Genomic DNA, 11,601 nt, shown 5'->3' with positions numbered 1-11,601 from the left:
ACGGTCGACAACAATTGAGGTAAATCAAATTTTGAGATACCTGATTAGCATTACTTACGCTTCGCTGGCGATGTGAATGCCACGTTCTGTCAGTTGTGCTGAGCAGACTTTTCGGACTGCGGCTCAAGATGCGGGTAACGGCTTCAGTGCAAACGGCTGGACATCGACGCGCGGTAGGTGTCCATTACGGCGCTGAGTTCGCCGGCCACTGGTGGCAGCCGGACACCGGAAAGGTGCGCCTGGGCGATTTCTTCACCCAGATTCGCAATGAGGTGGTCAAGTGACGGCCGCATGGCCTGCGCAAACTGCATACGCTCCCCGGCCGGCGCACGCGCACGACGTTATGAGGCTGCCCGATCAGGGCTTCGCGGGAAAGGCCGCTGGCTTCGATGAACGCGTCGTTGCAGTGGGTGTCACGCCGCGTGTGTCGGTCGGGAAACGAACTGTTTGCCGGGCCGGAGAGCGGCTTCTCCCTGATGGTTCGGTCGGGTCGATGATTCGGTATGCGTGATCTCCGTCGTTTTTCGATTGGGTTGTCCCGCTGACCGCTGCTTATCGGCCGGTGTTTTCGATCATGAATGGGGCCGTTCGAGGCCAAAACTCATCGCCGCGGCGAAGGAGAGCGATAAATGGAGCGGAGCGCCGGGGCGTGGGCCGGGGCACCACGGCTGAAACCCGCACCGCATAAGGCTTGCAGCCAGGAACGCAAGGGCATCGAGGCGTTTGAGCGGGTGTTTGCATGCACAACACCCGATAACTTCTTCGCAAGTCGCTCAAAGCAGATTCGATACGACCGTTCGAAATGCATCCCGCAGGGGCTGGGCGGCCATGCCAGGCGCGCCGCCCGGACGCGCAGCAAGCGGCACAGCGCATACAATTGAGCCGGACACACTCAGAGTAAAACGGCGATGCGCATTCTTGTGATCGAAGACGAGCCGAAGACCGGCGCGTATCTGAAGAAGGGCTTCGAGGAATCCGGCTATGCCGTGGACGTTGCCGGTGACGGCGCGGAAGGCCTCATTCTCGCGAAAGAGGCCGCGTACGACGTGATCGTGCTGGACGTCATGCTGCCCGAAATGGACGGCTGGACGGTGCTCAAGACACTGCGCGCCACGCACACCACGCCGGTGCTCTTCCTCACCGCGCGCGACGATATCAGCGACCGCGTGAAGGGCCTGGAGCTGGGCGCGGACGACTACCTCGTCAAGCCGTTCGCGTTCGTCGAGCTGCTCGCGCGCGTGCGCACGCTGGCCCGCCGCGGCCCCCCGCGCGAGAGCGACGTGCTCACGCTGGGCGACCTCGAAGTGGACGTCACGCGCCGGCGCGTGAAACGCGGGGCCACGCGCATCGACCTCACGCCAAAGGAGTTCTCGCTCCTGCAACTGCTCGTGCGCCGCCAGGGCGAAGTGCTCACGCGCACGCAAATCGCCTCATACGTGTGGGACATGAACTTCGACAGCGACACCAACGTCGTGGAAGTCGCCATCCGCCGCCTGCGCGCGAAGGTGGACGACGCGTTCGACGTCAAGCTGATCCACACGGTGCGCGGCGTGGGCTATGTCGCTGAAATCAAAGGGAACGCCTGATGCCGCGCATGGCTGTGCGCTCGCTCGCCACAGGCCTCGCGCTGAGTTTCGCGGGCACTACGCTCGCGGTATTCGCGCTCGTGGGCAGCACGCTCTATTTCACGCTGGACCGCGAAGTGAAGCAGCAGGACGATCTCGATATCGTGCTGATCTCGCGGCATACGCGCCGCCTCGCCCAGGAGCTGCACAACGAGCACGACGTGCGTGAACATGCGGAGCGGCTCACGAGCCAGGTGCTCGGCAATCCCGCGCTTTCCATGGAAATACTCGGCACCGGCGGCGCGCAACTGGTCGAGCACAACACGGCGGCCATTGCGGACGCGGCGTTTCCAGAAGCGGCGCTCGCACGGCGCCTCCCTCCGGCGCAACGCATTACCGAAGGCGACGTCGTGGAGTGGCGCAACGCGCGCGGTGTACCCGTGCGCGGACTTGCCACGGACGCCGCGCTGGCGGACGGCACGCCCGTCACCATTGTCATCGCGCGCGACATGACCGACCGCTGGCGGCTGCTCGACCACTATCGCGAGCGGCTCTACGGCTTCGGCCTGGCGGGCATGCTGCTCGCGTTCCTCATGAGCTGGCTGCTCGTGCGCGAGTCGCTGCGGCCGCTGCGCGAGATGGCGGCGCGTGCTGCTACGGTCACGGTGGACCGGCTCAATACGCCCATCGAAGTCGAACGCGCGCCGAGCGAGCTTGACACGCTCACGAAGTCGCTCAACGCCATGCTCGACCGTTTGCACGGCGGCTTCGAGCGGATGTCGCAATACACGGCGGACCTCGCGCATGACATGCGCACGCCGCTCGGCAACCTGCGCGGCGCGAACGAAGTGGCGCTCGCGCGGGAGCGCAGTACCGCCGAATACGAAGCCCTGCTCGAATCGAATCTGGAGGAATGCGAGCGACTTTCGCGCATGATCGAAAGCGTGATCTTTCTCGCGCGCGCGGAGCACCCGCAGTTCATGACGACGCTCGCGGAGTTCGACGTGCACGATGCGCTCACGCAGATTGCCGACTACTTCGAAGGTCTCGCCGACGAGGCGGGCGTGCAAATCCGCGTGCAAGGAAAGGGCCGCCTGCGTGCGGACAAGGAGCTGTTCCGGCGCGCCGTGGGCAACCTGCTCGCCAATGCGCTGCGCTACACGCCGCGCGGCGCAGAGATTACCATGAGCGTCGAACAGACGCCAACGGCCGTCGAGGTCACGGTGGCGAATCCGGGCACGCCCATCGAAGCCGCGCTGCTGGAGCGCATTTTCGACCGCTTCTATCGCGCGGATGCGTCGCGCCACCGCGAGCCGCGCGCGGGCGCTTCGACGGGTCTGGGGCTCGCGATCGTGCGCACGATCATGACGCTGCACGGCGGCTCGGCACGCGCCGAAAGCGACGCGGTGCTCACGCGTTTCATCCTGACGTTCGCCCGCCCTTAGCGCTCAAGTTGCCCAGCGCCGCGCGGTCCCAACCGCCGCCGAGCGCCTCTAGCAGATGCACGCTCGCATCGAGCCTTCTTGCCGCGATCTGCTCATCGTTGCGTTCGTTCGAGAGCGCGATGGTCTGCGCCGTCACGACATCGAGATAGTTCACCGCGCCCGCCTGGTAGCGGTTGGTGGTGAGCTTGAGCGAGAGTTGCGCGGCGGCCGTGGCGCGTTGCTGGCTTTGGGCTTCGCTCGCCAGCGTATCGAGCGCGCTCAGGTTGTCTTCGACTTGCTGGAACGCCGTCAGCACGGTTTGCCGATAGCCGGCCACGGCCGCGTCGTATTGCGCGTTCGCGCCTTTTAGCGTGGCGTCGCGCCGGCCGCCGTCGAAGAGCGTGCCCGCCAGTTGCGAGCCGAGCGACCAGAAGAGGCTCGGCGCGCTGAGCCACGGCGCGAAGAAGGTGCTTTCGAGACCCGCCGTCGCGGAGAGCGTGAGGTCGGGATAAAAGGCTGCGTGCGCTGCGCCGATTCCTGCATTGGCCGCCGCCACGCGCCGCTCGGCCGAGGCGATGTCGGGACGCCGTTCGAGCAGCGCGGAGGGCACGCCCGCGGGAATCGACGGCACGACGGCGGGATCGACACGCGGCGGCAGACTGAACGTCGAAGCGGGCACACCGATCAGCGTGGCGATGGCGTGCTGGCGTTGGGCGCGCTGCACGTCGATGTCGCTATCTGCCGTGCGCGCGCTTTCGAGCTGCGTTTGCGCCTGGGCGATGGCGGAGGCGTCGATCGCGCCATCGGCAAGTTGCTGCTGCACGATGCGCAGCGCGGCCGTGTAGGCGGTCACGGTGTCGTCGAGTAGCTTCTTCTGGCGATCGAGCGAACGCAAATCGAAGTAGTCCGTAGCAAGCTGGCTCGTAATCGAAAGGCGTACCGATTCGAGGTCGGCTTCCGCAGCCTGCGCGTTGGCATGCGCCTCCGTGGTTGCGTCCTTTACGCGCCCAAACAAGTCGGGTTCCCAGCTCGCCGTGAGGCCCGTCGAATAATCGGGAATCGTCTTGCCCGCAAGCGAATGGTCCACGAGATTCTGCGAGGTCCGGTAACGCTGCGCCGCCACGCCCGCCGTGACGGTAGGCGCATAGCCCGCGCGTTGATAATCGATCATCGCGCGCGCGGCTTCGAGATTGGCGACGGCCTGGCGCACGCTCTGATTCGACACGTCCACGCGCGCCTCGAGCTGGTCGAGGTCGTTGTCGCCGAAGAGGGTCCACCACGGGCCGCGTGGTTTGACGTCGGCGGGCGTGGCGACCGTCCAGCCGGGCGCCGCCGCGAGTTGTGTGGCGTAGTGCGCGGGCACGTCTAGCGGGGGCGCGCTGTACTGCGGCAACGTGGTGCACGCCGCGAGCGAGGCTGCCGTGCAGGCGACGACGATCCGGCGCAGCGCAGGAAGAGGGTGTTCGAACATGGTGAGCCTCGCTTACGCTTTCGCTTTCGTAGCCGTCGAGGGCGCCGCCACGTGCACGCTCTGGCCGCTGGCAATGGCGTCGCCGGGATTGTTGATGACGCGATCGGTCGGCGTGAGTCCGGTGGCGATTTCCACGTAGGTGCCGAAGTCGCGGCCTATGGTCACCGTGCGCAATTGCACCGTGTTCTTTGCATCCACCACCGCGACGGTCACGCCGTCCGGGCGGAACAGCAGCGCGCTCACAGGCAGTTCGAGCGCCGGGGCCGCCGCCGTGAGCGCAAGATGCACCTGCGCGTAGGCGCCGGGCATCAGCGCGCCGTCATGGTTGTCCACATCGACTTCCACGCGCAACGTGCGGCTCAGCGGATCGATCACGTTCGAGCTGCGCGCAACGCTCGCCTCGAAGCGGCGGCCCGGATATTGCTGCGTCGTCAACCAGACGGTCATGCCAGGCGTGACGAGGCTCGCGTCGTCCTGAGGCACGTCCACGTACACGCGCAGCCGGTCGGTCTGCGAGAGATGAAACAGCTCGCCTGGCATCGTGGCGAGGCCGGGCGTGCCGCCCGCGGTGACGAGCGCGCCCACCTGCACGTTGCGCGCCGTAACGACGCCGTCGAAAGGCGCCGTCACGTTCTGGTAGGCAACCAGCTCCTGCAGCCGCGCCACGTTGGCCTGCGCCGCCTGGAGCGTGGCGAGTTTCGCGGCGGCGTCGCTCGTTTTTGCCTGGGCGTCCTGCTCGGAAACCGATTGCGTCTGCAGCATCGTCTGCCAGCGCTGCGCCGTGCTGCTGGCGAAGCGATAGTTGGCCTGTGCGGTGGCTTCGTCGGCGCGCGCCTGCTGGAGTTGCGCGTCGAGTTCGGGCGTGTCGATCTGCGCGAGCGTCTGACCCGCCTTCACGTGCGCGCCGATATCCGTGTACCAGTGCTGCACGTACCCGCTCGTACGCGCGTAGATCGAGGCGTCGGCCCAGGACATGACCGATCCGGGCAGCAACAGGTCTTGCGTCGCGGGCGCGCGCGTGGGCGTGAGCGTGGAGACGATCAGCTCGCGCTGCGCCGCGACCTGCCGGGCTTGCGCGGTGCGCGCTTCGAGGCGCGGCACGATGCCCGCGGTGAGGAGCGTGACGGCGATGGCGAGGCAGGTAAGGCCGACGACGACAGCGGTGCGGCCTCGCGTTGCGGTTGGCGCCGCGGCATCGCGTTCTTCGTGCGGTGTCTGCGATTTCATCTGGAATCCTTATTCAACGTGAGTGGTTACACTGGCTTGCGCATCGTTACTGGCATTGCGCGCGGCGCGGCGTTGCGCGAGCCAGCCATGCACCATGCCGAACACGACCGGCACGAACACGAGCGTGGAGAGCGTGCCGATCGCGAGGCCGCCAATCACGGCGCGTCCGAGCGGCGCGTTCTGTTCGCCGCCGTCGCCGAGACCCAGCGCCATCGGCAACATGCCGATCAGCATGGCGAGCGCCGTCATCAGCACCGGGCGAAAGCGGTTGAAGCCCGCGTCGAGCGCGGCGGCGAGCGGTTCCATGCCGGCGGCAAGCGACTCGCGCGCCGTATTGATGACGAGAATGCTGTTGGCCGTGGCGATGCCCATGCAGAGGATCGTGCCCGTGAGGGCCGGCACGCTCAGCGTGGTCTGCGTGACGAACAGCATCCACGCGATGCCGGCGAGCGAGGCCGGCAGGCCGCTCACGATGATGAGCGGATCGAGCCACGACTGGAAGTTCACGACCATCAGCAGGTAGACGAGCGCGATGGCGAACACGAGGCCCGCTGCGAGGCCGCTGAACGAGGCGTTCATCGACTGCACCTGGCCGCGCATCACGATCGATGAGCCCGGCGGCAGTTGCGCGCGCGCGGCGTTCACGAGTCGGTTCACGTCGGAGGCGACGCCGCCCAGGTCGCGCCCTTGCGTCGAGGCGAAGATGTCGAGCACGGGCTGCACGTTGTAGTGAGAGACCACGGCTTCCTGCGAGCTGCGCGAGACCGTGCCGAGCGTGCCTAGCTGATTCTGCGGCGTGAACGTGACGGATTGCGACGTCGTCACCGGAATATTGGCGAGCGTTTGCAGGGAATGAATATCGTATTGCGGCACCTCGGTCACGAGCGGATAGCTCACGCCGTTCTTCGGATCGAGCCAGAAATTGGGCGTGGTTTGCGAGCTGCCCGAGAGCGCGATGAGCAGGTTCTGCGCCACATCGTGCTGCGTGAGGCCCGCTTGCAAGGCCTTCGTACGGTCCACGTCGACGTTGAGGGTGGGCTCGTCGCCGGGCTGCTGGATGCGCGCGTCGACGAGGCCGCGCACGCCGCGCATCTGGTCGAGCAGGCGGTTCGCCACGACGCGATTCTGCGCGAGCTTGTTGCCGACGATCTGCACGTCGATGGGCGCGGGCAGGCCGAAGTTCAGGATCTGGCTCACGATGTCGGCAGGCAGGAACGCGAACGTCACGCCGGGAAACGACGCGTTGAGCACGTTGCGCAGTGTCGCCACATATTGCGCGGTGGGTTTGTGCTTCGGCGCGAGCGTGATGAGGATGTCGGCGTCTTCGGGGCCGATGGGGTCCGAGGAGTCGTACGTGAGGTTGATGCCGCTCACCGGCACGCCGATGTTGTCGAGCACCGCGGCCTGTTCGGCGGGCGGAATCACGCTGCGGATTTTCGCTTCGACTTCGTCGGTGAGGCGGGCCGTCTCCTCGATGCGCGTGCCGGTGGGCGCGCGCAGATGCAGGCGGATTTCGCCGGTATCGACAGCGGGAAAGAAGTCGCGGCCGGTGAACGGCACGAGCACGAGCGAGCCGAGGCACAGCGCGACCCACAGCACGACGAATCGGCGGCGCTGCGCTATCGCGGCCTGAAGCAGCGCGCGATAGCGGTTGCGCACCGCTTCGAAGCGTCGTTCGAAGCCCGCCTGAAAGCGCGTCAACAGACCCGCGATGCCGCGCCTGGGTGCAGCGTCAGGCTTGCGTGTGCGCAGCAGATACATGGCGAGCGTGGGAATCAGCGTGCGCGAGAAGAAGTACGACGCGCACATCGCGAACACCACGGCCTCGGCGAGCGGCACGAACAGATACCGCGCCACGCCCGAAAGCAGGAACATCGGCACGAACACGATGCAGATGGAGAGCGTCGAAACGAACGTCGGCACGGCGATCTCGCCGGAACCGTTGAGGATGGCGTCGTGCAGCGGCGCGCCGCGCTCCAGGTGATGCGTGATGTTTTCGATGGCGACGGTGGCGTCGTCGACGAGGATGCCGACCGCGAGCGCGAGGCCGCCGAGCGTCATGATGTTGATGGTCTCGCCGAGCGCCGCGAGCGCGATGAGCGACGTGAGCACGGCGAGCGGAATCGTCACGGCGATGATGAGCGTGGCGCGCCAGTTGCCGAGAAAGAGCAGGATCATCGCGGCGGTGAGGCAAGCCGCAATGAGCGCTTCGCGCACCACGCCCGAGATCGCCGACTTCACGAATACGGACTGATCGGAGAGCGGTGTGATCCTGAGCGCGCTCGGCAGGCCCGCCGCGATCTTCGGCAGCATGGCCTTCACCTGCTGGATGATCGTGAGCGTCGAGGCGCTGCCGGTCTTTTCGACGGTAAGGAGTGCCGCGCGTTTGCCGTCGGCGCGCACGATGTTCGTTTGCGGCGCGTAGCCGTCGATCACATGCGCGACGTCGCGCACATATACCACGCTGCCGTTCACGGTCTTGATGGGCAGGTCGTTGAGCGCCGCCACGGTTTGTGTGCTGCCGTTCATCTCCACGTTGTATTCGCGCGAACCGATTTTCGCGGTGCCGCCGGGCAGGATGAGGTTCTGCGCGTTCACGGCGTTGACGACGTCCGCGGGCGCGAGACCCTTGGCCTGCAACGCTTTCGGATCGAGCTGCACCATGATCTGGCGGATCTTGCCGCCATAGGGCAGCGGCACGGCCGCGCCCTGGACGGTCGCGAGCTGCGTGCGGATGAAGCTGTTGCCGAGGTCGTAAAGCGACTGCTCGGGCAAGGTCGCGCTGGACAGGCCCAGTTGCAGCACCGGCACCGTGGAGGCGTTGTACGTGATGATGTTCGGCGGCAGCGTGCCCGGCGGCAGGACGCGCAGGATCGAAGCGGAGTTCGACGCCGCCTCCGCAATCGCGCGGTTGATGTCGGCGCCCGGATGGAAGAACACCTTCACGACCGAAACGCCGTTGAGCGATTGCGATTCGATGTGCTCGATGTCATCCACGTCCGAAGTCAGCGCGCGCTCGTAGTTCGAGGTGATGCGGTGAGCCATGTCCTCGGCGGAGAAACCGTTGTAGGTCCAGACGATGCTGACCACCGGGATATTGATGTTCGGAAAAATGTCCGTGGGCGTGCGCATGATGGCGAGCGGCCCAAGGATGAAGAGCAGTATGGCCAGCACGATGAACGTGTAGGGCCGTCTGAGAGCCAGTTTGACGATCCACATGACGGGGTCCGGGTTGAGGCAGGAGTGGCGCAAGTATCGGGAGGGCGCGCTTACCCCGTGCTGACCTCGACATTACGGATTTGTCATCTTCGCCGCGCAGGGCGCGTTGGCCGCTGTGAGCGCGTTGCGCCCAGATAACGAATTCGTAATCAGCAGGTCAGCTTTGCGTCAGCGCCGCGCGACCAGAATGCGCTCAACCTTCGCGACATTGCCGAGGGCGGCTGCGGCGGCATCCTTTCCCGATGCGGCGGCCATTCTTTGAGAGGTGAACATCATGAAAGCACTCGTTTCCACATTGCTCGTTGCCTGCGCCCTGGCCGCGCCGGCTGCCGCTTTCGCACAGACCGCCAACCCCGCTAACGCGCCGGTCACGCGTGCTCAAGTGATCGCCGATCTCGTGCGGGTGGAGCAGGCGGGGTATCGTCCTGTGGCCAAGGATGTCAACTATCCTGATGACATCCAGCACGCGGAGGCGATCGTGGCTCAGGAGCAGGCGCAAAAGACCCAGCAGGCCGCGCCGGGCAACACGGCGGTCGGCGGCGTGGCGATGACGGGCAGCTCGGACGCGGGCGCACCGGTCATGGCCAGCGTCGGCGGGCGCTCGATTTATGCGGGCCACTGAGCGAGCCACAGGGCGGCGCAGCCGCCCCGGCGATAACGCCGGGCGCCGCCGCGCATTTCGATTCGCTTGATCAAACGTTTGCGCGGACGTAATTCGCCCCATTCGCGCGCAAAAAAGGGTTATTCATTTTTATTAAAGTCGCGAACTTGCCCCATTAATAGCGGCGACGTTAAATCAGTTGCATTGGCAAATTCACCACAATATCGCGCGTTTTTACGGTGTCATCTTTCAGACGCACGCAAATTCATAGTGCGCTGGTATGATACGCGCGAATATGGGATGGCCGCTCTCCATTCCGGACTATCGGCGCGAATCCAGACCACTCGCGCTGCCGGAAAAGGAGTCCGCGTCATCAGGCCGACGGGGAGCGGCCGTCTTGCACTACGAATTGCGCTCCATGTTTAAAAAAAGCGCGTACGTTCGGATTGTGTGTTTAATCGCAAGCGTTTGAGACTCGCGTTTCGCCTTTCCGGCGAATCGTCTGCCGCCGCTTGCCGCTGTTGCGCCTTGCGCAGACGGTCATTCCCCTCGCGGTCTAATCCCGCCGTCATGCCAATCAGGCGTATCAAACAGTCGCACATACTGGCCGAACCCGTCATGTCCACCCAGTCGACCCACCATCACCGCCTCTTTATGGCGCTGGTCGGTGTCATCAGCGCGGCGCTCAATACGGGCGCGCTCGTCGCGCTGCTATTGCTGCGCGGACAGAGCGGCGACACGCCGTACACGCGTGCGTTGACAGGCGCGTTCGCCGTGGCCGCGTTCGTCGTGTTTGCGCGCTTTCACCTGATTGCCAGCGCGCGTCATCTATGGTGGATGCTGGGCCGCGGCGCGTGGCGGTGGTGCCGGCTGCCGATCGCGCTCATGGTGCTGCTGTTCGTGACGCATGGCGATAGCGGCACGACGGCCCTGCGCACGCTGGTCGCGCAGTGGGCCGTCATTGCGCTGCCGCTGCAACTCGTCGGCCTCGCTGTTTTGCGCGGCGTGGCCCACAGCGTCAACAACGCGCCCGGCAACCTGCGCCGTGCGGTGTTCTTCGGCATGGGTAGCGAGGCGCGCAAGCTGAACCTGCGCCTGCAGCGTTCGCCGATTCTCGGCATTCACGTGAAGGGCTATTACAACGATGCGCCCGCTGCGCCGCGTGACGGGGAAACGCTGCCGCCGTATCTCGGCCGCTATGAAGACGCCGCCGCGCGCATCCACGCGAACGACTACGAAATCGTGTTCCTCGCCATGGGGCAGGCCGGGGTGGTGCGAGCCGACGCGACGGCAGTGAAGGACATCACGGCCGACATCGTGTCGCGCCTCTACGATTCAACGGCCGCGATCTATCTCGTGCCCGAGCTGCATTATCTCGAAGACGTCGCGACGACCGGCGCGGACCTCGCCGGGGTGCCGCTGCTCGCTCTGCACGACGTTCCGATTCTGGGGCTTTCGCGCATGCTCAAGCGCGCGGTCGACATTGCCGGCGCGGCGTTGCTGCTCGCGCTGCTGTGGCCAGTCATGCTCGCGATCGCTCTGGTGATCCGGCTCGATTCACCGGGTCCGGTGCTGTTCAGGCAGCGTCGCAACGGCGAGCACGGCCGGGCGATCGTCGTGCACAAATTCCGCTCGATGCGCGTCGCGGCGCAGAGCGAGGAAGATGCAGAAGAGCAGGGTGTGCGCCAGGCCCGCAACGGCGACGACCGGATCACGGGCGTAGGGCGCTATCTGCGCCGGACTTCGCTCGACGAGTTGCCGCAGCTCTTCAACGTGCTGGGCGGTTCGATGAGTCTCGTGGGTCCGCGTCCACACGCGGCGGAGCACAACGAAGAGTACCGGCAGCTGATTTCCGGCTACATGCTGCGCCATAGCGTGAAGCCGGGCATCACGGGGTGGGCGCAGATCAACGGGCTGCGCGGCTTGACCGATACGCCCGACAAGATGCAGCGCCGCGTGGAGTACGACCGTTACTACATCACGCACTGGTCGCTATGGCTCGATCTGCAGATCCTGCTGAAGACGGTCCCGTCGATCGTCTCGGGCCGCAATGCGGTGTGAAGCGAGCGCCGCGCGAGACGTGGCCGGACCTGA

The 11,601-nt window shown here is 65.6% G+C and carries 8 protein-coding genes; 4 read left to right on the top strand and 4 right to left on the bottom strand.

What is annotated here, in order from left to right:
• Nucleotides 1-143 precede the first annotated feature (143 nt).
• Complete coding sequence (locus tag M3I56_RS26730; protein ID WP_254356497.1) at nucleotides 144-311, bottom strand: hypothetical protein; 168 nt, start codon at nucleotides 309-311, stop codon at nucleotides 144-146.
• 597 nt (nucleotides 312-908) lie between these two features.
• Between M3I56_RS26730 and M3I56_RS26725 the strand changes: the two genes are divergently transcribed.
• Both M3I56_RS26725 and M3I56_RS26720 read left to right on the top strand, forming a co-directional pair.
• Nucleotides 909-1,586: a heavy metal response regulator transcription factor gene (locus M3I56_RS26725; RefSeq protein ID WP_254340765.1), complete on the top strand. Its 678-nt coding sequence runs from the start codon at nucleotides 909-911 to the stop codon at nucleotides 1,584-1,586.
• A gap of 8 nt (nucleotides 1,587-1,594) precedes the next feature.
• Nucleotides 1,595-3,010, top strand: a complete 1,416-nt coding sequence (locus tag M3I56_RS26720) for a heavy metal sensor histidine kinase (RefSeq protein WP_254356516.1) — start codon at nucleotides 1,595-1,597, stop codon at nucleotides 3,008-3,010.
• On the opposite strand, the gene M3I56_RS26715 is transcribed toward M3I56_RS26720, so the two are convergent.
• The 3 genes from M3I56_RS26715 to M3I56_RS26705 are packed head-to-tail and all read right to left on the bottom strand — an operon-like array spanning nucleotide 2,985 to nucleotide 8,906.
• Nucleotides 2,985-4,460 (bottom strand): efflux transporter outer membrane subunit, encoded by a 1,476-nt coding sequence (locus M3I56_RS26715; protein ID WP_254356496.1) that lies wholly within the window; start codon nucleotides 4,458-4,460, stop codon nucleotides 2,985-2,987. The two genes, M3I56_RS26720 and M3I56_RS26715, sit on opposite strands and share 26 nt — an antisense overlap.
• A 12-nt stretch (nucleotides 4,461-4,472) precedes the next feature.
• A complete protein-coding gene (locus tag M3I56_RS26710) occupies nucleotides 4,473-5,687 on the bottom strand; it encodes an efflux RND transporter periplasmic adaptor subunit (RefSeq protein ID WP_254356495.1) in 1,215 nt (404 codons plus the stop codon).
• A gap of 9 nt (nucleotides 5,688-5,696) precedes the next feature.
• Nucleotides 5,697-8,906 carry an efflux RND transporter permease subunit gene (locus M3I56_RS26705; RefSeq protein ID WP_254356494.1) on the bottom strand — a complete coding sequence of 1,070 codons (3,210 nt, stop codon included), beginning with the start codon at nucleotides 8,904-8,906 and terminating at the stop codon, nucleotides 5,697-5,699.
• Nucleotides 8,907-9,180: 274 nt separating this feature from the next.
• Here M3I56_RS26705 and M3I56_RS26700 point away from each other — a divergent pair, with 274 nt between their 5' ends.
• Entirely contained in the window at nucleotides 9,181-9,528 is a 348-nt protein-coding gene (locus M3I56_RS26700) for a DUF4148 domain-containing protein (RefSeq protein WP_254356493.1), read from the top strand.
• Between the two features lie 597 nt (nucleotides 9,529-10,125).
• Nucleotides 10,126-11,568: an undecaprenyl-phosphate glucose phosphotransferase gene (locus M3I56_RS26695; protein ID WP_254356492.1), complete on the top strand. Its 1,443-nt coding sequence runs from the start codon at nucleotides 10,126-10,128 to the stop codon at nucleotides 11,566-11,568.
• Nucleotides 11,569-11,601: the final 33 nt, after the last annotated feature.

Origin of the sequence: Paraburkholderia sp. CNPSo 3281 (genome assembly GCF_024206515.1) — a bacterium.
Taxonomy (GTDB): Bacteria; Pseudomonadota; Gammaproteobacteria; order Burkholderiales; family Burkholderiaceae; genus Paraburkholderia; species Paraburkholderia nodosa.
Note: the sequence above shows the minus strand (reverse complement) of the source record. Positions and strands in the feature narration are given on the sequence as shown.

Excerpts from the sequence above, each read along its gene's own strand:
- M3I56_RS26710 (WP_254356495.1), bottom strand. The coding sequence starts at position 5,687 with ATGAAATCGCAGACACCGCACGAAGAACGCGATGCCGCGGCGCCAACC.
- M3I56_RS26715 (WP_254356496.1), bottom strand. The coding sequence starts at position 4,460 with ATGTTCGAACACCCTCTTCCTGCGCTGCGCCGGATCGTCGTCGCCTGC.
- M3I56_RS26695 (WP_254356492.1), top strand. The coding sequence starts at position 10,126 with ATGTCCACCCAGTCGACCCACCATCACCGCCTCTTTATGGCGCTGGTC.
- M3I56_RS26725 (WP_254340765.1), top strand. The coding sequence starts at position 909 with ATGCGCATTCTTGTGATCGAAGACGAGCCGAAGACCGGCGCGTATCTG.
- M3I56_RS26730 (WP_254356497.1), bottom strand. The coding sequence starts at position 311 with ATGCAGTTTGCGCAGGCCATGCGGCCGTCACTTGACCACCTCATTGCG.
- M3I56_RS26700 (WP_254356493.1), top strand. The coding sequence starts at position 9,181 with ATGAAAGCACTCGTTTCCACATTGCTCGTTGCCTGCGCCCTGGCCGCG.
- M3I56_RS26720 (WP_254356516.1), top strand. The coding sequence starts at position 1,595 with ATGGCTGTGCGCTCGCTCGCCACAGGCCTCGCGCTGAGTTTCGCGGGC.
- M3I56_RS26705 (WP_254356494.1), bottom strand. The coding sequence starts at position 8,906 with ATGTGGATCGTCAAACTGGCTCTCAGACGGCCCTACACGTTCATCGTG.